This window comes from Paraburkholderia sp. 2C (assembly GCF_054589215.1).
This window is the reverse complement of record NZ_BAAILL010000068.1, coordinates 72,035-92,589: the sequence shown is the minus strand read 5'-3', so window position 1 is coordinate 92,589 and position 20,555 is coordinate 72,035. Positions and strand designations below refer to the sequence as shown.

Sequence of the window (20,555 nt, the reverse complement as noted above, 5' to 3'; positions counted from 1 at the left end):
CGCGGCGGACGGGCATCGCCGGCCGCCGCGCGAGCGCGCGTCGGTTGCCCACAGCGATGCCGCTTCAAAATCCCCCGTCGCGGCGCCGGCCAATACGGAAAGCCGCGTTGCATTCGCGGAGCCGTTCGTGCCTGTCGATCTCGTGCATCTGACGCGCATCTGGGGCAGCGAATCGACCGTCAAAGCGTTGCTCGATTCGTTCGTCTCGTCGGTCCGCGACGACGTGCGCGCGCTGCCGCCGCTGCTCGAAGACCCGGACGTCGACGCTTTGCGCGCCTGGCACCATCGCGTCGCGGGCGCGGTCGGCGTGCTGCAATATCCGCCGCTCTTTAGCGTGCTCGAAGACTATCGCCGCGGCATCGCCGGCAGCGAACCCGAGCGTCTGCGCGCCGATGGCCTTGCGCTCGTGCGCAAGTGCAACGCAATGCTCGACGGCATCGAAGGGCAAGCGGCACTGCTTGCCTAGCGCGGCACGGCAAACTGCGCTTCCATCGCATGTCGCGGAACGCGCGCGCGACACTGCCATATGCGTGTCGTCGAATTCAACTAGTATGTCCGCACACGTTCGATACGGACACGGATTCGGAGATAACGATGATGGCCATTCGTAAGTTGAAGCTGGCTGCAATGTTGTTCGTACTTGCCTCGAGTGCCGCATGGGCGGATAGCGTTGCGCTGAAGGCCGATCTCGAGCCGTCGAGCGAAGTGCCGCCGCGCGTGAGTCACGGCCACGGCATGTTGAACGCCACCTTCGATACGACGACGAGTTCGCTGCAATGGACGGTTACCTATGAAGGCTTGTCCGGACCCGCGACGGCCGCGCACTTTCACGGCCCGGCGCCGGTCGGCCAGAATGCGTCGATCGTCGTTCCGATCGACAAAAAGGCGCTGGCGAATCCGATCAAAGGTTCGGCGACGCTCACCGAACAGCAGGTGACGGACCTGATGGCCGGGCAGTGGTACTTCAACATCCACACCGCGCAGAATCCGATGGGTGAAATCCGCGGGCAGGTGATGCCGGCGAATTGAGCGCCGCGAACCCTGCATCGCAACGCCGTCAAAAGGACCGGCAAACGAACCTGCAAAAGAACCGGCAAACGAGCCGCCTCGTTTTGATCTGACGCGGTTCTTTCTTCCTGCCGGCAGTTTCCGTTGCGCTTCGCTGCCGACCTACCCATCGCGAACGCACGTACCATATATCGATGTCCTGTCGATGGAGCGTGCCCCGATGAGTTGGCAAAGCGCATTGGCCTGCTGGATTCTGCGCCGGCAGTTTCTGCCGCACACGCAGCATGCCGACGTCAGTGCCGAACACGCACGCGCCATGACCGCGAGACGCGTCTGGTCGCCGCGTGTGCCGCGCGGCTGGCGGTTGCGTGAGCAATACGAAGAAAGCGACTGGCCGCTGCACGGCGAATGGCTCGATCCGGATGCCGCAGTCGGCTCGGCGCGCGTGCCGACCATCCTCTATCTGCACGGTGGCGGCTATTACTTCTGCTCGCCGCGCACGCATCGCGCGGTGTCGTTCGGCCTTGCGACGCGCACGGGTGCGCGTGTCTTTTCGCTTGACTACCGGCTCGCGCCCGAGCATCGCTTCCCCGCTGCGCTCGACGATGCGATTGCCGCGTACCGCCGCCTCATCGCGGCGGGCGCCTTGCCGCAAACGGTTGTGATGGCGGGCGATTCCGCCGGCGGCGGCCTCGCGCTCGCAGCGCTTGTCGCGTTGCGCGACGCGGGCGATCCGCTGCCCGCCGGCGCACTGCTGTTTTCACCCTGGACCGATCTCGCCGCAACAGGCGCGTCGATCAGCGCGAACGACGGCGCGGACCCGATGTTCAGCGGCGCTTCGATTGCCCGAGCGGCAAAACTTTATCTTGGCGACACCGCCGCGACGCATCCCTATGCATCGCCGCTCTATGCGGACATGCAAAAGCTGCCGCCGCTTTTCATTCAGGCCGGCAGTACCGAAGTGTTGCTCGACGACGCGCGGCGCGTCGCCGCGCGTGCGACGCAAGCGGGCGTCGCGGTCGAATTCGAGGTCTGGCCGAAGGTGCCGCACGCGTGGCACCTGTGGACGCCGTTCATGCCCGAAGCGCGTCGCGCGCTCGACGATGCCGCGCATTTCGTGCGTCGCGTCACGCCGTTGCGCGACGGTGCTTAGGCGCGAGGCGAGGTATCGATCGCCTGATACGCTGACCGCACCGCGTCCAGTCCATACCGCCGCTCGAGCCGCCGCACCGTGAAGTGGCCGTGCGCGATGTGCTGAAAGTGGTCCATGAACACGGTGTTGACCATCGCGCCCAGCACCGCGCCGATCGCCGGAATCGACTTTGCCGCGACCTGTTCGCTGACCTGCACCGAGAAGCGCGACGCGATTGTGTTCAACAGACGCAGCAGCGCCGCCGATCCATGCGACGTGAACCCCTTCGATGTGATTTCCGACGATGCCTTCGACACGGCCTGCGCCAGCGCACCGCGCATGATGAAGTAACCGTAGTCGGCATCGTCGTCGGCTTTCGACGTGCCGCCCATGCCGAGCACGGTCAGGCACTGCAGCTGCGTATCGATCGACGCGAGATCTTCGCCTTCGCTGCGCGCGATATCGCAGATCGAGCGGAACATCAGCGTCGTCGTGACCGGCAGTTCGACCGGCAACGCGAGCATGCCGAACGCGCCGCCCGCGGCGCCTGTCGTCGCCACCGCGAACTTGTGCAGCAGATTGCTCGGCTTGTCGCTGGCCGCGAGCGGCACCGCACGGCCCAACGTGCGCAGCGCGATCTGCAGGCACTTGCGCAACGCCGCCTGCGTCGCGTCGTTGACCTTTTCGTTCGCGGCGGCCGGTATCTTTGAGATCAGCTTCTCGATCGGTGAGCCGACGATGCCCGCGAGCTTCATCGCGAGCGCCGGGCTTTCGAGCTCGTGCTTCGCGCGCCGCAGCGCGTTCAGGTCGTCGGACGACAGCGTTTCTGCTTCAGACGATTCAGTTGAAATCGGATCCATGTCACTCCTCGAGACAGGCGGATAGCGGGCACGTGTGGATGTGTCTGCGCGACATCGCCGCCAGGTTCCCCGCAAGATTAGAGCCTGTCGGCATGGTATGATTCCGTATCGTTGACAAGTCAACAGTTGCGCCGACAAAAATGGCTGTCCACACCGCCGCTCACCATTCGAGTGGGCAAGTTTTACCGTTCCGGGAATCGCTGCTCGCGATGCTCGGCGTGTCGTTTGTCTCCATGCTCGTCGCGCTCGACCAGACCGTGGTCGGCACCGCGCTGCCGACCATCGTCGCGGAACTCAGAGGCTTCGAGCTCTACGCGTGGGTCGCCACCTCGTATCTGCTGACCTCGGTCATCACCGTGCCGATCTTTGGGCGCCTCGGCGACTACTACGGACGCAAGCCGTTCGTCATCGCGTCGATCGTCGTGTTTACCGGTGCGTCGGTGCTGTGCGGTGCCGCCAACAGCATGCTGTTTCTGGTGCTCGCGCGCGGCCTGCAAGGTATCGGCGGCGGCATGCTGGTCGGCACCGCGTTCGCGTGCATTCCCGACCTCTTCCCCGACTCGGTCGTGCGTTTGCGCTGGCAGGTGTTGATGAGCACAGCGTTCGGCATCGCGAATGCGATCGGGCCGTCGCTCGGTGGTTTTCTCACGCAGTATTACGGCTGGCGTTCGGTGTTTTACGTGAACATTCCGGTCGGCCTGATCTCGCTGTTCTTTGTGTGGCGCTATTTGCCGCATCTGCGGCACGTCAAGCACGAGGGCAAGATGCGGCTCGACTGGCCCGGTGCGTTGCTGATCGCGCTTGCGCTCGGAAGCTTGCAGCTCTTTGTCGAGATGCTGCCGAAACACGGCTTCAACTTTTCGTCGGGCACGTTGCTGGCCGTCAGCGTCGCGTCGTCGTATGCGCTATGGCAATGGGAAAAACGCTTCCCGCAGGCGATTCTTCCTGCCGACATGTTCAAGAACCGGAGTCTCAACGCGCTCTTCGTGCTGGCGGTGCTAGCCGGCTTCTCGATGTTCTCGATTCTGTTTTACGCGCCGTTGCTGTTTCAGGGCGGTTTCGGCATGACGCCGAACGAGGCGGGACTGGTCATTACGCCGCTGGTCGTGTTTATTACGATCGGCAGCATCGCGAATGGACGGGTCGTTTCGCGTGTGCGCAACCCGAACCTGATGCTGTATATAGGCTTTGTGCTGTTGAGCGTCGCGTGTCTCGGCGCCGCGATTTCGATGCGCACGATGCCGCACTGGCTGCTCATGATGTTGATGGTGCTGGCGGGTCTGGGCCTCGGCTTCGTGTTGCCGAACCTGACGATCTTCGCGCAGCAGACCGCGGGCCGCGAGCACTTCGGCATTGCCACCGCGCTGCTGCAGTCGCTGCGGATGATCGGCGGCATGATGGGCACGGCGATCACCGGCACGCTGGTTACGCAGATGTACACGCGCGGTGTGCGCAATGCGCTCGAGAACGATAATGCAAGCCACTGGTACAACGCGCTCGGCGATCCGCAGATCCTGATCGATCACGGCGCGCAGGCGAGCCTGCTCGATCAGCTGCATCGCGCGGGCCACGACGGCGCGATTCTGCTCGAAGCGGCGCGCGGCTCGCTGGTCCACGCGATCCATATGGGCCTCGCGATTGCCACGCTGGTTGCGTTCGTGTCGGTCTGGCAAAGCCGGCGCGTGCCGCCGGTGAAGCTGACGCGCAAGCTCGAACCGACGGTCGCCGCGGAATGACCGGTCGATTGGCGCGCCGCATTGACGTGCATGGACGCGCATTGATCTATCTATGACTTGAGTCGGGTAGCCACTACATGGAAGAACAGGACCGGATCGCGATCCTTCATCAGTTTGGCCGCACGTATCGCGCGTTCATGTCGGCGTTCGAGGCGCAGGTCGGGCATCCGATGCCGCGCTGGCGGATCATGCTCGCGTTGTACGAGCAGGACGGCGAGTCGTCGCAAAAGCGGCTTGTCGAAAAGTTGCGCGTCGATCCGGGCGCGCTGACGCGGCAGTTGAAATCGCTCGAAGCGCTTGGCTGGATCGAGCGCAGCATGGACGCGCGCGACAATCGCGTCACAAACGTGCGGCTCACCGACGACGGCCGCGCGACGATCGAGGCGAGCCTGCCGAGCCGCAACGCGTTTCTGCACGAGACGATGGCAACGCTGCCCGACGACGCGCTCGCGGCATTGTCGAGCGCGCTGGGCATGCTTGAAGCGCGTATCGGCGAAGTGGCGGCAGGGGTGCCGGCACGGGCAGCTGAAACTGGCAACTGATCTGGCAACTGAGCTGGCAACCGAAGCGGGCTACCGAACCGGCAACCGAGCCGATCAGAAAAACGTCTCGATCACTTCCGTCACGCGATACGACCGATCGACGACGAGCACCTGGCGCCACTTGTCGAAAGTCAGGCACGGATGCGAGATGTCGAACGCGATCATGTCGCCGACTTTCAGATCGGCACCCGCGGGTATGCGCATATAGGCGTGCTGGTCCATCATATTGAACACTTCCCAGCCTTCGCCGGCGGCGACATCGCGCGGCGCCGTATTGCCGGGCCGAAAGTGGCGCGCCGGTTCCGGCAGCCCGGAATCGAACGCCGCATCGCGCTTGCCGAAGCCGATGATCGCGCGGTCCGGTTCGGGAATCGACTGCACGTAGGCCCACAACTGCAGCGCGGGCAGCAGGCCTTCGCCCATCTTTTTTGCCACCGGATTGCGCGCGAAGATGTCGGTCTGCGCCTTGCGATAGACGCCGACGTCATGCGTCAGATAGCAGCCGGGCCGCAACACGATTTCGATCTGGCTTGCGTCGGCCGCTTGCGCAAACTCTTCGGCGACGACGTCGTACCACGCGGACCCCGCGCCCGACAGAATGGCCGGCGTGCGCGCGAAGCGCTTCGCGTCAAGCAGCGCGCGCGTCGTCGCGACCGCGGCGCGCAAGAACGCGCGCACCTGCGGCTCTTCCTTCAGCACGCCCTCATAAAGTTCGATACCCGCGAGCTGCAGCGAATCGGGGTAGCGCGCGATCGCGTCGAGCACGGCTTTCAGTTGCGCGCCGTCGCGCACGCCGGTGCGGCCGCCCGGCACGCCGAGCTCGATCAGCACGTTCAGCTCCTTGCGCACCGAACCGAAAAACTGGCCTAGCTGCTCGACGCCGTCGACCGAATCGACGAGGCAGTAGAACTCGAAGTCCGGATCGCTGAGCAGTTCGGCGACCATCAGCATGTTGCGCTTGCCGACCAGCTGATTGGCCATCAGCACTCTTGAGATGCCGCCATGATAGGCGGCGCGCACCTGATGCGCCGTGGCGAGCGTGATGCCCCATGCGCCGGTTTCGATCTGCTTGCGAAAGAGTTGCGGCGCCATCGTGGTCTTGCCGTGCGGCGCGAGCTTCACGTTGTATTCGGCGACGAACGCCTGCATCCATTTGAGGTTGTGTTCGACGCGATCCGCGTAGAGCACGGCGGCCGGCAGACTCACATCTTCGTCGAGCAGATTCCATTCGAGACGGCCCGCGTCCGTCAGCTGGATGCTGGTGCCCGGAACATTGCCGAGCCCTTTACTGAATGGATCGATCGTTGGACCCTGATAGTTTGTAACTTTCATCTCGTGCTACTCCATCGTGCGGTTCGTCCTGCAGTTATCGCGCAGTGATTATGTGGTTCTACAGCAGCCAAGTTGACTTCGACATGTTACAGAAAGTACGATGCCCCGGAGCAATGTTATTTATTATCAACGTCCCTCTTGCGCGGGCCAGTGCGTGTGTCATGCGGCACTGCATTCTGCTTGTGTTGACTTTCAGCGACCTTCAATGAACTCCAGCGCCGAACCGCTCGCATTCGATATCGTCGCGCGTATCGCCGAATGCGCGCCCGAATTGCGCTGCGCCGAACGCAAGGTTGCCGCATTGATTCTCGACGATCTGACCGGCGCATCGCATGCGAGTATCGGCGAAATCGCGCAACGTGCGGACGTCAGCATTGCAACCGTCACGCGCTTTGCAAAAGCAACCGGTTGCCGCGATGTGCGCGAACTGAAACTGCGGCTCGCACAGGCGGCTGCGGTCGGCCAGCGCTTCTTGCCGCGCGGCGCGCCGGCCGCCGCGCCCGAGCCGATCGCCACGCGCGTGTTCGACGAAGTGCAGACCGCGCTCACGCACAATCACCAGTTGCTGCTGCAAGCGCCGCTCGCCGACGCGGCTGCCGCGTTGCGCGCCGCGCGCATGATCTACGTGTACGGCATGGGCGGCGGTTCGACCGCGCTCGCCGACGAGATGCGCTTTCGGCTCGTGCGACTGGGCCGGCCGGTCGCGACGTATCAGGACGGCCTGCTGCAGCGCATGGTGGCGAGCACGGTATCACGCGATTGTGTCGTGATCGCGTTGTCGGCCACCGGGCGCGTGCCCGAAATGGTCGACAGTTGCCGGCTAGCGCGCAGCTATGGCGCGACGCTTATTGCATTGACCGCGCCCGCGTCGCCGCTGGCGAAGCTCGCGGACTGGCTGATTCCGATCGTTGCGTTCGAAACCGATTTCATCTACAAGCCGTCGTCGTCGCGTTACGCGATGCTGCTGGCGCTCGACGTGCTCGTCACCGAACTCGCGGTCAGTCAGGGCGACGAAAGCCGCGAACTGCTGCGCCGCATGAAGCACGCGCTCGATGCGCATCGCGGCGGCGGCGAGCGTCAACCACTAGGAGACTGACCCATGCACTCGCATCCCGAAGCGGCGGATACGCTGATCGTCGACGTGCAGCTCTATGACGGCACGGGCGCGCCGCCGGTGCAGCGCGACGTTGCGCTGCGCGACGGGCGCGTCGCCGCGATCGGCAACCTGTCGAACTGGCTCGCGGAAGAAGTAATCGAAGCGAACGGCCGCGCGCTCGCGCCCGGTTTCATCGACGTCCACACGCACGACGATACTCACGTGATTCGCGCGCCGCAGATGCTGCCGAAAATCTCGCAAGGCGTGACGACGGTGATCGTCGGCAACTGCGGAATCAGTGCGTCACCGGTTACGCTGAAAGGCGATCCGCCCGACCCGATGAATCTGCTCGGCGCGCGCGACGCGTTCCGCTATCCGACGTTTGCCGCGTATGTCGAGGCGGTCAATGCGGCGCGACCGTCGGTCAATGTCGCGGCGCTGATCGGCCATACCGCGTTGCGCAACAACCAGATGGACCGGCTCGATCGCGCGGCGAGCGCGCCGGAAATCGAACAGATGCGCGCGCAACTAAAAGAAGCATTGGCGCATGGCGCGCTCGGCCTCAGTTCGGGCCTCGCGTACGGTTCCGCATTCGCCGCGCCGACCGAAGAGGTGATGGCGCTGGCCGAGCCGCTCGCCGAAGCGGGCGCGCTGTACACGACGCATATGCGCACCGAGTTCGACGCGATTCTCGATGCGATGGACGAGGCGTACCGCATCGGCCGCCATGCGCGCGTGCCGGTGGTGATCTCGCATCTGAAATGCGCGGGGCCGACGAACTGGGGGCGCAGCGGCGAAGTGCTCGCATCGCTCGAAGGCGCGCGGCGTATGCAGCCGGTCGGTTGCGATTGCTATCCGTACAGCCGCAGTTCGTCGACGCTCGACGTCAAGCAGGTGACCGGCGATATCGACATTACGATTACGTGGTCGACGCCGCATCCGCGGATGGCGGGCAAGCTGATCAAAGACATCGCGAACGAGTGGGGCGTCACGCAGCAGGAAGCGGCGAGGCGCCTGCAGCCGGCCGGCTCCGTCTATCACAACATGTCCGAAGACGACGTGCGGCGCATCCTGTCGCACCCGGCGACAATGATCGGCTCCGATGGCCTGCCGAACGATCCGCTGCCGCATCCGCGCCTGTGGGGCGCGTTTCCGCGCGTGCTCGGTCACTATGCGCGCGATCAGCAACTGATTTCGCTCGAAGAAGCGGTGCGCAAGATGACGAGCCTGTCGGCACGCCGCTTCGGATTGACGCAGCGTGGCGAAGTGCATGTCGGCTATCACGCCGATCTCGTGCTGTTCGATCCGGCGCGCGTGCGCGATGCCGCGACGTTCGACAAGCCGCAGCAAGCGGCCGACGGCATCGACGCGGTGTGGGTGAACGGCGTGCTGTCGTATCGCGACGGCGCGCCGACCGGCGAGCGCGCCGGTCGATTTGTCGCGCGCGGTGCGCGGCCCCTGGCGACTGAAGCGGACCAGACGGCCGGAAAGGGCGATCAGTCGCCGCGCGATTTTTAAACCGTATCTGACTATCTTTTCGAAGGGAGTGGGCGATGAAACGTTATGGCGTTGAGGGCGGTAAGGGAACGGGCGGTCAGCATATGCCGTTTGCTCGCGCGGTCGAAGCGGACGGCTGGCTCTATGTGTCCGGGCAGACGCCGATGGAAAATGGCGAAGTGATCAACGGCGGCATCGTCGAGCAGTCGCACAAGGCGCTGCAGAATGTGTTCGCGATCCTGAAGGAAGCGGGCTATAGCGCCGAGCATGTCGTGCGTTGCGGCGTGTGGCTCGATGACCCACGCGACTTCGCATCGTTTAACAAGGTGTTTCGCGAGTATTTCGGCGAGCATCCGCCGGCACGCGCGTGCGTCGTGTCGAGCATGGTGATCGACTGCAAGGTCGAAGTGGATTGCGTTGCATATAAGGCGCCGCAGCGCTGATCGATGCGCATTGGCGAGTCGCGTCGAGGGACTTCGATCGCGGTGCGGCTCGCTGGTGCGCGGGTGCGAATGTTTTTGTGCCGGCCGCTGCCGGTTCCACTCAAATCCCGCGCGTATTCCACTTATATGCCGCAATTCAAGCTGCGCTGACACTCGCGCCATCGCCCCGGCGACCGGCCGTCGAGTTCCTTGAATACCGCGGTGAAATGCGCTTGTCCTTGAAATCCCACCGCAAGCGCGACGTCGACAATCGGAATGCCCTGCATCAGTAGCGTTTTGGCACGCTCGATGCGCCTCATCCGCAGAAAGCTGTGCGGTGTACATCCCATCGCAAGCCGGAATTGCGCTGCAAAGTGCATGCGGCTCAAGCCCGCATGCCGCGCAATATCTTGCAGCGTGATCGGTTCGGCGAGGTTCGCGTCGATATAGTCGACCACGCGCCGCATACGCGGCTCCGAAAGACCGCGTGCGTCCGATGCGCCGGGCCGCTCGTGCGCATAGCGCGACAGCACGTGATGCAGCACCTCCTGCACGATGCCGTTGACGGAAACGACGTTATCCTGACGGTCGTCGTTGCGCGTGGCGGCGAGTGTCCGCGCGATCGGCACGAGCGCGGGGTCGACGCGAAAGGCGGGGTCTTCGAGCCGCAACGCCGACGCGTTCGCGCGCAGACTGCCGTATGCCGATTCGACGAGATCGCTCGGCAGAAACAGATGAATCGCTTCGTTGGCTCCGCGAAAACTGCATGTCACCTGTTCGCCGGGCGCGGTCAGCTGCACGCCGCCCGGTCCGCCCGTGCCGCGATCAAGCAGGCGACCGTTCTTGTAGCAATCGACGGTTGCCTTGCCGAGCAGAATGCTGACCGTGTAATGCCGATCCGACATTGGCGCGGTCAGTTCGCGCCGGACGACACGCTCGTCGCTCCAATGCCCGATCACGACGTCGCTTACCGGTGCGGGGTTCGTGCCGAGCGGCATTTCTCGCCAGCTGTGTTCGTCTGCGAGAACCTGTTGCAGCGAAGAATGCGCACCCGATGCGCGGACGTGCTTGCCGTCGGTCTGCATGAATCTGTCTCCTGAGCCCGAATTCGCCCGGAACTGGAAAATAAGCGGAATTGCAAATTGGAAGACATAGCGAAATATACGGAGAAATATAACGCTAAGTTTTCCCTTGCATGCTGAAAATTAGCGTTTGCACGAATCCCGCTTCGCATTGCGCGCGATTCCATTGCCAGTCAAGGCCATCGGGCATGTCGATCGATTTGTCCGCGGGCGCAACCGTGCGTTTCCGAAATCAATCGCTCAGCTCAAGCCCGCAGACTAGCCACGCAGTGCAGCCGGCACTGATCCGATATCGGACATATCCCATTGAAGGAGATAAGAATGGCCAAGGTTCTATGCGTGCTCTATCCGGACCCCGTTACGGGCTACCCGCCGAAGTACGCACGCGATAGCGTTCCGCAGATCAAGGGTTATCCGAACGGACAGACCGTGCCGACGCCGGAAGGCCCGCTCGGCTTCAAGCCGGGCGAACTCGTCGGCTGCGTGTCGGGCGAACTGGGCTTGCGCAAATATCTGGAGAGCCACGGGCATGAACTGGTCGTGACGAGCGACAAGGACGGCGCCGATTCGACGTTCGACCGCCATCTGCCCGACGCCGATATCGTGATTTCGCAGCCGTTCTGGCCGGCGTACCTGACGCCCGAGCGCATCGCGAAGGCGAAGAAGCTCAAGCTCGCGCTGACGGCTGGCATCGGCTCCGACCACGTCGATCTGAAAGCCGCCGCGAAACATGGCGTGACGGTCGCCGAAGTGACGTTCTCGAACAGCATCAGCGTCGCGGAACACGTCGTGATGATGACGCTGTCGCTCGTGCGCAACTATTTGCCTTCGCATCAGTACGCGGCGAACGGTGGCTGGAATATCGCCGATTGCGTGAGCCGCAGCTACGACATCGAAGGCATGCATTTCGGCACGATCGCGGCAGGCCGTATCGGCCTCGCGGTGCTGCGTCGCATGAAGCCGTTCGACGTGCATCTGCACTATTACGATCCGCATCGTCTGTCGCCCGAGATCGAGAAGGAATTGAATGCGACGTACCACGAAACGCCGATGTCGCTCGTCAAGGCGTGCGACGTGATCAATCTGCAGATGCCGCTCTATCCGTCGACCGAGCATATGTTCGACGACAGGATGTTCGACCTCATGAAGCGCGGCAGCTATCTGATCAACACGGCGCGCGGCAAGCTGTGCGATCGCGACGCAGTGGTGCGCGCGCTCGAGTCGGGCAAGCTTGCCGGTTACGCGGGCGACGTCTGGTATCCGCAGCCGGCGCCGGTTGATCATCCGTGGCGCCGCATGCCGTACGAAGGGATGACGCCGCATATCTCGGGCAGTTCGTTGTCCGCGCAACATCGCTATGCCGCCGGTACGCTCGAGATTCTGCAATGCTTCTTCGAGAAACGGCCGATCCGCTCGGAGTATCTGATCGTCGACGGCGGCAATCTGGCGGGCACGGGCGCCGGCTCGTACAAGCTGGACTGACGGCTTTTTCGTCGGAATGTCGGGCAAGTCCTGCAAGCGAATCAGGGACGCCCGATAGTGTTTATGCGCGGCTTATGCGACTCTACGCGTCGCCGGCCCAGCCGCAGGGGAAAACTGACACGGCGTATTCGATGCGCGAGCATCGGGCGGGTACGCCGTGTCAGCGTCGATAAGGTGTGGGCCGGCGCCTTGTTGCAGTCTCGCTTGTAGGTCCTTCTGCAGGCCCTTGCGCAGGCCCTTGCGCAGGCCCTTGTGTAAGCCCTTGTGTAAGCCCTTGTACAGGCCGTTTCTAGCGCCGCGTTACTGCCGCGCGGTGCGCAGATTGTCCGGCATCGGCAGATTGAAATTCGTGCGGAACGGATTGATATCGAGCCCGCCGCGCCGCGTATAGCGCGCGTAGATCGCGAGCTTCACGGGCTGACACGCGCTCAGCAGATCGACAAACATCTTCTCGACGCACTGCTCGTGAAACCCCGTGTGGTTCCGGTACGAGATGATGTAGCGCAGCAGCGACGCCTGATCGATTTGCGGTCCGACGTAATGAATCTGCACGCTGCCCCAATCGGGCTGGCCGGTGACCGGGCAGTTCGACTTCAGCAGGTTCGAATACAGCGTTTCTTCAACGGGCGCTTCGCCGTGCGCGGCTTTGAGCAGCGATGCGTCGGGCAGGTAGATATCCGTGTCGAGATCGAGCCGGTCGAGCGACAGCCCGTCGAATTCCTCGAGCCCGAGCTTGCCGAATTCTGCCGCGCCGGACAGATGCACCGAAACCGTCGCGCCGCACGATGCCGAGACGTCGCGCCTGATCGTATCGCGCACGACGTCGATCGAATCGAACTGCGTCTGCGCGAACGAGCCGAGATACAGCTTGAACGACTTCGATTCGACGATATTCGGTGAATCGGCCGGCACATAAAACGTGGCGATCGCGATCTGCGGCTTGCCGCGCGCGTTGAGCCAGGAAAGCTCGTACGCATTCCAGATGTCGGTGCCGAAGAACGGCAGGCGCGCCGTGATGCCGATCTGCTCGCGCGCGTTGCTGCGCGCAATCGGAAAGAGCAGCGAGGCGTCGTACTGTTCGGTGTACGTGGCGGGCTTGCCGAGCGGGGATTGGTCGGGTGTCATGATGCGTTCACGATGCCGCTGACGACATGCCCGGTTGCGGTGACGCCGTGCGCCCGGGCCGTATCGCAGTAGCGAATTTGATCGTCGAAGAAAAAGTCGGGCTCGAACTCGCGCAGAAACGCGCCTTTGTCGAGGCCGCCGAGGAACATCGCTTCGTCGATTTCGATGTTCCAGGCCATCAGGGTGCGGATCGCGCGTTCATGCGCGGGCGCGGAACGCGCAGTGACGAGCGCGGTGCGGATGCGCATCGGCGCGGCATCGTCGGCGAGTTTTTGCAGGCGGTGCAACGCTTCGAGGAGCGGCTTGAGCGGCCCGTCGGCAAGCGGCAAATCGCGGTTGTCTATCTCGTGACCGACGAACGCCTGCAAGCCGTCCTGCTGAAACACGCGCTCCGCTTCGTCGGAAAACAGTACGGCGTCGCCGTCGAACGCAATGCGGATTTCGTGCGGATACTTGTTCGCCATCCGGGCCGATTCGGGCAGCACGCGCGCGGCGGGAAAGCCGGCCGTCAGCGCATCGCGCACGTCGTGCTGATTCGCGGATAGAAACAGCGAGGCGTTCAGCGGGTGCAGATAGCCGAACGGCGCGCGGCCGCGAGTGAACACGCCGCGCTCGATGGCCAGCCCGTGCTCGCGCGCCGAACTGAACGCGCGCAATCCGCTGATCGGATCGCTGCGCGACAGGATCACCACTTCAACCTGCCGCGTACCCGTGTTTAGCGCAAGCAGTTTGCGGATCAGCGGAAACGCGACGCCGGGCTTCGCCGGTACATCGAGGCGCGCGCGCTGCAGCGCTTCGTATGCGCGCAGGTCGCCTTCCTCGTAGACGCGGTTTTCCTCCTCGAAGTCGAACAGCGCGCGCGACGAGATCGCGACCACCAGTTTGTCTTCGAGCGTGAAAGCCATCGTCAAAGCGCCATGATGAATGGTTGGCCGCCGTCCGGTCAGCCAAGGAACAGACGGTACACCGGGTTTGCGGTTTCTTCCCAATGTGGATAGCCGAGCGTCGCGAGAAAACGCGCGAATTCCGCGTCCTCGCTTGCCGGCACCTGGATGCCGACGAGAATCGAGCTGTAGTCCGCGCCCTGATTCCGATAGTGGAAGAGACTGATATTCCAGTTCGGCGCCATCGACGACAGAAACTTCATCAGCGCACCGGGCCGCTCCGGAAACTCGAAGCGGAACAGGCGCTCGTGGTGCGCGAGCGGCGAGCGGCCGCCCACCATATAACGGATGTGCTGCTTCGACAGTTCATCGCCGGTCAGGTCGACGGTGGCGAAACCGTGCGCCTCGAGCGAACCCGCGATGCGCGCGGACTCGTCGCGGCTCCTGATCTGCACGCCGACGAAAATGTGCGCGGATTTCGCATCGGCGATCCGGTAGTTGAACTCGGTGACGCTGCGCGTGCCGATCAGCTCGCAAAAGCGCTTGAAGCTGCCGCGCTCTTCGGGAATCGTCACCGCGAAGACTGCTTCGCGCGCTTCGCCGACTTCCGCGCGTTCGGCAACGAAGCGCATGCGGTCGAAGTTCATGTTCGCGCCGGACGTGACCGCGATCAGCGTCTGGTTTTCGATGCCTTCGCGCTCCGCGTATTGCTTCGCGCCGGCCACCGCGAGCGAGCCGGCCGGTTCGAGCACGCTGCGCGTGTCCTGGAATACGTCCTTGATCGCGGCACACAGGGCATCTGTATCGACCGTCAGGACTTCGTCGAGATATTGCTGGCAGAGCCGGAACGTCTCTTCGCCGACCAGCTTCACGGCCGTGCCGTCCGAAAAGAGGCCGACTTCGTTGAGCGTCACGCGCTTGCCCGCCTTGATCGACTGCGCCATCGCGCAGGAATCGTCCGTCTGCACGCCGATCACCTTGATCTCGGGGCGCACTTCTTTCACGTATGCGGCCACACCGGCCGCGAGCCCGCCGCCGCCGATCGGCACGAAGATCGCGTGAATCGGACCTTGATGCTGGCTCAGCACTTCCATCGCGACCGTGCCCTGGCCGGCGATCACATACGGGTCGTCGAACGGATGAACGAAGGTCAGACTGTGCTCTTCCTGCAGTCGCATCGCATGCGCATACGCATCGCTGTACGATTCGCCGGCCTGCACGACTTCGACGGTCGGCCCGCCGTGCGCGCGCACCGCATCGACTTTCACTTGCGGCGTCGTAACCGGCACGACGATGATCGCCTTCACGCCGAGACGCGCAGCCGACAGCGCCACGCCTTGCGCATGATTGCCCGCCGACGCCGTAATCACGCCGCGCGACAGCGCCTCCGCCGGAATATGCGCCATCTTGTTGTACGCACCGCGCACCTTGAACGAGAAGACCGGCTGGTTGTCCTCGCGCTTCAGATAAATCGCGTTGCGCATCCGGGCGGACAGGTTCCGCGCATGTTCGAGTTCGGTCTCCCGGGCGACGTCGTAGACGCGCGCGGTCAGGATTTTCTTCAGATAGTCGTTGGAAGCCATGCGGTTCACGGCGCGATGCGCTGAATAAGACGGGAAAACGTCAATGATAGCGCCATCCGCGCGGGCTCAGACCGGTTAGCCAGGGTGAGCGGCACGCGGAATGCGCAGTCTGTCCCGCAGTGGGACCGTGGTTAGCCGCAATGACACTGCGCAGCGAACCCGCTGCCGGTCGGACCGACGCGTCGGCCGGAAATCCGACCGGACGGTCGGCAAATGGGCGTCCGGGCGGGCGCTTCGGGTCGCCGCGCCGGCGCCCCGAAGCGGGCGCAAATGCCCATGGCGCCGTCACGGAGGCGTCAACGCACGCAGGGATCATGCGGTAGAATCGTGTTTTGGATCAAGGATCGGAAGATGCACTGGCAGCCTCGGATCGCCCACCTGTTGCCCATCCCGCACGAGTCCCGGCCCGCGCGAGTCTCCACCAGCGAGAGGCACGTGCGGCATGCACGATCGTGTAGCGGTATCTGAGCCAGCGAAGCAGCCGGCGTGAGTGTGTCCGCCGGCGGGTTTGGCCAGCCGCGGCTTCGCCTAATAGAAGAATTTCCAGCATTGCGCCCCACGCGCATCGTCAGCCGATGCCGTCGCCTCATGAGAATCGCGGCGGCTCCCGTTGGCTGACACACCGAGTCGTCCAACCATGAACGCACCTCAAGTATTCGACCCGCACGGCGCCGCTCACACAGTGGCTACCGATCCCGCCCCGCGCCTGCGCGAAATTCCCTACAACTACACGTCGTTTTCCGATCGCGAGATCGTGATCCGCCTGCTCGGCGACGAAGCGTGGGCTGTGCTCGACGAATTGCGCAACGAGCGCCGCACCGGCCGCTCGGCGCGCATGCTGTATGAAGTGCTCGGCGATATCTGGGTCGTGCGCCGCAATCCGTATCTGCAGGACGATCTGCTCGACAACCCGAAGCGCCGCCGGCTGCTGATCGAAGCGCTGCATCACCGGCTGGCCGAGATCGAGAAGCGCCGCCGCGCCGACCTGACCGCGCATCACGACGACGCCGGCGTCGATCGCGCGGCGCGTGTCGAGTCGCTGGTGGCCGCGGCGCGTCGCGCGGTCGATGCGTTCGCTGACGAATTCGAACGCAGCGCCGAACTGCGCCGCCGCGCGACGCGCGAGCTGGGCCGCCGCACGCAGAAGGACAACATCCGCTTCGACGGTCTCGCGCGCGTCTCGCACGTGACCGATGCGACCGACTGGCGCGTCGAATATCCGTTTGTCGTGCTGACGCCCGACAGCGAAGATGAAATCGCAGGCCTCGTGAAAGCGTGCTTCGAGCTCGGGCTCACGGTGATTCCGCGCGGGGGCGGCACCGGTTATACGGGCGGCGCCGTGCCGCTTACGCCTTTCTCCGCGGTCATCAATACCGAGAAGCTCGAGAAGCTCGGCGCCGTCGAACTCACCGATCTGCCGGGCGTCGCGCGCAAGGTGGCGACGGTCTACTCGGGCGCGGGCGTCGTCACGCGCCGCGTGACCGAAGCGGCCGAACAGGCCGGCTATGTGTTCGCGGTCGACCCGACGTCGCTCGACGCCTCGTGCATCGGCGGCAACATCGCGATGAACGCCGGCGGCAAGAAAGCGGTGCTGTGGGGCACCGCGCTCGACAATCTCGCGTGGTGGCGGATGGTCGACCCGGAAGGCAACTGGCTCGAAGTCACGCGGCTCGATCACAACCTCGGCAAGATTCACGACATTCCCGTGGCGCGCTTCGAACTGAAGTGGTTCGACGGCGAACATGCGCCAGGCGAAAAGCTGCTGCGCACAGAGTCACTCGAGATCGAAGGGCGGCGCTTCCGTAAGGAGGGCCTCGGCAAGGACGTGACCGACAAATTCCTCGCCGGCCTGCCGGGCGTGCAGAAGGAAGGCTGCGACGGGCTCATCACGTCCGCGCGCTGGGTGCTGCACAAGATGCCGGCGCATACGCGCACTGTGTGCCTCGAATTCTTCGGCCAGGCGCGCGAAGCGATTCCGAGCATCGTCGAAATCAAGGATTACCTGTTTGAGACGTCGCGCGAAGGCGGCGCGATTCTCGCGGGCCTCGAGCATCTCGACGAGCGCTATCTACGCGCGGTCGGCTATGCGACGAAGAGCAAGCGCAATGCGTTTCCGAAGATGGTGCTGATCGGCGATATCGTCGGCGACGATGCCGATAAGGTTGCGGCCGCCACCTCCGAAGTGATCCGCATGGCCAACGGCAAGAGCGGCGAAGGCTTCGTGGCGGTGAGCGCCGAAGCGCGCAAGCGCTTCTGGCTCGATCGCAGCCGGACGGCCGCGATCGCGAAGCACACGAATGCGTTCAAGATCAACGAAGACGTCGTCATTCCGCTGAACCGGATGGGCGAGTACACGGACGGCATCGAGCGCATCAATATCGAGCTGTCGATCAAGAACAAGCTGCAACTCCTCGATGCGCTCGAAGCGTTCTTCAAGGCGGGCAAGCTCCCGCTCGGCAAGAGCGATGACGCCAACGAAATTCCGAGCGCCGAACTGCTCGAAGACCGCGTGCAACATGCGCTCGAATTGCTGAATCAGGTGCGCGCGCGCTGGACGTTCCTGCGCGACAAGCTCGATCTGTCGTTGCGCGAAGCGCAGCACTATCTGGTCGGACTCGGCTATGCGCCGCTCGCGGAGAAGTTCGCGGATCGCGTCGACGAACAGCCGGGCGTGACCGTATTCGACGTCACGCAGGACCGCACGATACGCGTGTCGTGGAAACAGGAAATCCGCGCGGAATTGCGGCAGATTTTCAACGGCGGCGAGTTCAAGCCGATCCTCGACGAAGCGCAGGCCATTCACAAGCGGGTGCTGCGCGGCCGCGTATTCGTCGCGCTGCACATGCACGCGGGCGACGGCAACGTTCACACGAACATCCCCGTCAACTCGGACAACTACGAGATGCTGCAGGACGCGCACACCGCGGTCGCGCGCATCATGAAACTCGCACGCTCGCTCGACGGTGTGATTTCCGGCGAGCACGGCATCGGCATCACGAAGCTCGAATTCCTCACCGACGACGAGATCGCGGAGTTTCGCGCCTACAAACAGCGCGTCGACCCGCAAGGACGCTTCAACGCGGGTAAGCTGCTCGAAGGCGCGGACCTGCGCAACGCCTACACGCCGAGCTTCGGCCTGATGGGCTACGAGTCGCTGATCATGCAGCAGTCCGACATCGGCGCGATCGCCGATTCGGTAAAGGACTGCCTGCGCTGCGGCAAATGCAAGCCGGTGTGCGCGACCCACGTGCCGCGCGCGAATCTGCTGTACAGCCCGCGCAACAAGATTCTCGCCACGTCGCTGCTGGTGGAAGCGTTCCTCTATGAAGAGCAGACGCGCCGCGGTGTATCGATCAAGCATTGGGACGAGTTCAACGACGTCGCCGATCACTGCACCGTCTGCCACAAGTGCGCGACACCGTGTCCGGTCAAGATCGACTTCGGCGACGTGACGATGAACATGCGCAACCTGCTGCGCAAGATGGGCAAGAAGAAGTTCAACCCGGGCAACGCGGCGGGCATGTTCTTCCTTAATGCGACGAACCCGCAAACCATCAATCTCGCGCGCACCGCGATGATGGGCGTCGGCTACAAGGCACAGCGCCTCGGCAACGACGTGCTGAAAAAGCTCGTGAAGAAGCAGACCGCGCATCCGCCCGCGACCACCGGCAAGCCGCCCGTGGTCGAGCAGGTGATCCATTTCATGAACAAGAAGATGCCGGGCAATCTGCCGAAGAAGACAGCCCGCGCGCTGCTCGACATCGAAGACAACAAGATCGTGCCGATCATCCGCAACCCGAAGGCGACCACGGTCGATTCGGAGGCGGTGTTCTATTTCCCGGGTTGCGGCTCGGAGCGCCTCTTTTCGCAGGTCGGCCTCGCGACGCAGGCGATGCTGTGGGAAGCGGGCGTGCAGACCGTGCTGCCGCCGGGCTATCTGTGCTGCGGCTATCCGCAGCGCGGCTCGGGCCAGTACGACAAGGCCGAGAAGATCGTCACCGATAACCGCGTGCTGTTCCACCGCGTCGCGAATACGCTGAACTATCTCGACATCAAGACCGTGGTCGTGTCGTGCGGCACGTGTTACGACCAGCTTGCCGGCTACGAATTCGAGAAGATTTTCCCGGGCTGCCGGATCATCGATATCCACGAATTCCTGCTCGAAAAGGGCATCAAGCTCGACGGCGTGAAGGGCACGCGCTACATGTATCACGACCCGTGTCACACGCCGATCAAGACGATGGACCCGGTCAAGCTCGTCAATGAACTGATGGGCTCCGCGCAAGACGGTTACAGGATCGAGAAGAACGACCGTTGCTGCGGCGAGTCGGGCACGCTCGCGGTGACCCGGCCGGACGTGTCGACGCAGGTGCGTTTTCGCAAGGAAGAGGAAATCCGCAAGGGTGCGGCGAAGCTGCGCGGCATTCCGCTCGTCGCCGAAGCGGGCGCGAACGCGATCAATATGGCCAATGCGGCCGCGGGCGCGGCCGGTGCGGCGCCGGGCTCGGTGCTGAAGGCCGGCGACGGACCGCAGCCGGGCGGCAGGAACGGCGCGAACGGTGCGCTCAGCGGCGCCCCGAACGGCGCAACGGATGTGAAGATTCTGACCAGCTGCCCGTCGTGCCTGCAAGGTCTGTCTCGCTATAACGAAGACGCCAACATCGAAGCGGATTACATCGTCGTCGAAATTGCGCGGCACGTGCTCGGCGAAAACTGGATGGCCGACTACGTCGCCCGTGCGAACAATGGCGGAATCGAGCGCGTGCTGGTCTAA

At 63.7% G+C, this 20,555-nt stretch carries 16 protein-coding genes; 10 read left to right on the top strand and 6 right to left on the bottom strand.

What is annotated here, in order from left to right; translation table 11 throughout:
• The 3 genes from ACYPXD_RS31315 to ACYPXD_RS31305 all read left to right on the top strand — a co-directional run.
• Positions 1-466 (top strand): hypothetical protein (locus tag ACYPXD_RS31315; RefSeq protein WP_459721235.1); only part of this gene is annotated, 466 nt, incomplete at its 5' end.
• A gap of 128 nt (positions 467-594) precedes the next feature.
• Positions 595-1,029 (top strand): CHRD domain-containing protein, encoded by a 435-nt coding sequence (locus ACYPXD_RS31310; RefSeq protein ID WP_459721232.1) that lies wholly within the window; start codon positions 595-597, stop codon positions 1,027-1,029.
• Between the two features lie 199 nt (positions 1,030-1,228).
• Complete coding sequence (locus ACYPXD_RS31305) at positions 1,229-2,161, top strand: alpha/beta hydrolase (protein ID WP_459721229.1); 933 nt, start codon at positions 1,229-1,231, stop codon at positions 2,159-2,161.
• Here ACYPXD_RS31305 and ACYPXD_RS31300 read toward each other — a convergent pair.
• Positions 2,158-3,000, bottom strand: coding sequence for an EcsC family protein (locus ACYPXD_RS31300; RefSeq protein ID WP_459721224.1), 843 nt, complete (start codon positions 2,998-3,000; stop codon positions 2,158-2,160). The genes ACYPXD_RS31305 and ACYPXD_RS31300 overlap by 4 nt on opposite strands.
• A gap of 140 nt (positions 3,001-3,140) precedes the next feature.
• Here ACYPXD_RS31300 and ACYPXD_RS31295 point away from each other — a divergent pair, with 140 nt between their 5' ends.
• Both ACYPXD_RS31295 and ACYPXD_RS31290 read left to right on the top strand, forming a co-directional pair.
• Complete coding sequence (locus ACYPXD_RS31295; RefSeq protein ID WP_459721221.1) at positions 3,141-4,736, top strand: MDR family MFS transporter; 1,596 nt, start codon at positions 3,141-3,143, stop codon at positions 4,734-4,736.
• Positions 4,737-4,813: 77 nt separating this feature from the next.
• Positions 4,814-5,278, top strand: coding sequence for a MarR family winged helix-turn-helix transcriptional regulator (locus ACYPXD_RS31290; RefSeq protein WP_459721217.1), 465 nt, complete (start codon positions 4,814-4,816; stop codon positions 5,276-5,278).
• Between the two features lie 54 nt (positions 5,279-5,332).
• Here the strand turns inward: ACYPXD_RS31290 and ACYPXD_RS31285 are convergent, their stop codons facing one another.
• Entirely contained in the window at positions 5,333-6,610 is a 1,278-nt protein-coding gene (locus tag ACYPXD_RS31285) for an amino acid deaminase (RefSeq protein ID WP_459721214.1), read from the bottom strand.
• A gap of 205 nt (positions 6,611-6,815) precedes the next feature.
• Here ACYPXD_RS31285 and ACYPXD_RS31280 point away from each other — a divergent pair, with 205 nt between their 5' ends.
• Genes ACYPXD_RS31280 through ACYPXD_RS31270 form a run of 3 tightly spaced genes read left to right on the top strand, consistent with a single transcriptional unit; the run spans position 6,816 to position 9,646 of the window.
• Complete coding sequence (locus tag ACYPXD_RS31280; RefSeq protein WP_459721207.1) at positions 6,816-7,706, top strand: MurR/RpiR family transcriptional regulator; 891 nt, start codon at positions 6,816-6,818, stop codon at positions 7,704-7,706.
• 3 nt (positions 7,707-7,709) lie between these two features.
• Entirely contained in the window at positions 7,710-9,224 is a 1,515-nt protein-coding gene (locus ACYPXD_RS31275; protein WP_459721204.1) for an N-acyl-D-amino-acid deacylase family protein, read from the top strand.
• Between the two features lie 35 nt (positions 9,225-9,259).
• Complete coding sequence (locus tag ACYPXD_RS31270; protein ID WP_459721202.1) at positions 9,260-9,646, top strand: RidA family protein; 387 nt, start codon at positions 9,260-9,262, stop codon at positions 9,644-9,646.
• Positions 9,647-9,768: 122 nt separating this feature from the next.
• Here the strand turns inward: ACYPXD_RS31270 and ACYPXD_RS31265 are convergent, their stop codons facing one another.
• The gene (locus tag ACYPXD_RS31265; RefSeq protein WP_459721195.1) at positions 9,769-10,710 is read right to left on the bottom strand and encodes a helix-turn-helix domain-containing protein; all 942 of its coding nucleotides are present in this window, start codon (positions 10,708-10,710) and stop codon (positions 9,769-9,771) included.
• Positions 10,711-11,028: 318 nt separating this feature from the next.
• Here ACYPXD_RS31265 and ACYPXD_RS31260 point away from each other — a divergent pair, with 318 nt between their 5' ends.
• Complete coding sequence (locus ACYPXD_RS31260; RefSeq protein WP_459721191.1) at positions 11,029-12,189, top strand: NAD-dependent formate dehydrogenase; 1,161 nt, start codon at positions 11,029-11,031, stop codon at positions 12,187-12,189.
• 300 nt (positions 12,190-12,489) lie between these two features.
• Here the strand turns inward: ACYPXD_RS31260 and queF are convergent, their stop codons facing one another.
• Genes queF through ilvA form a run of 3 tightly spaced genes read right to left on the bottom strand, consistent with a single transcriptional unit; the run spans position 12,490 to position 15,781 of the window.
• Positions 12,490-13,314, bottom strand: a complete 825-nt coding sequence (gene queF / locus ACYPXD_RS31255; protein ID WP_459721188.1) for an NADPH-dependent 7-cyano-7-deazaguanine reductase QueF — start codon at positions 13,312-13,314, stop codon at positions 12,490-12,492.
• The gene (locus tag ACYPXD_RS31250) at positions 13,311-14,219 is read right to left on the bottom strand and encodes a 5'-nucleotidase (protein WP_459721183.1); all 909 of its coding nucleotides are present in this window, start codon (positions 14,217-14,219) and stop codon (positions 13,311-13,313) included. The genes queF and ACYPXD_RS31250 overlap by 4 nt, the downstream gene beginning before the upstream one ends.
• 38 nt (positions 14,220-14,257) lie before the next feature.
• On the bottom strand, positions 14,258-15,781 hold the full coding sequence (gene ilvA, locus ACYPXD_RS31245) for a threonine ammonia-lyase, biosynthetic (RefSeq protein ID WP_459721180.1): 1,524 nt from the start codon (positions 15,779-15,781) through the stop codon (positions 14,258-14,260).
• Positions 15,782-16,418: 637 nt separating this feature from the next.
• Between ilvA and ACYPXD_RS31240 the strand changes: the two genes are divergently transcribed.
• Positions 16,419-20,555 carry a DUF3683 domain-containing protein gene (locus ACYPXD_RS31240; RefSeq protein ID WP_459721176.1) on the top strand — a complete coding sequence of 1,379 codons (4,137 nt, stop codon included), beginning with the start codon at positions 16,419-16,421 and terminating at the stop codon, positions 20,553-20,555.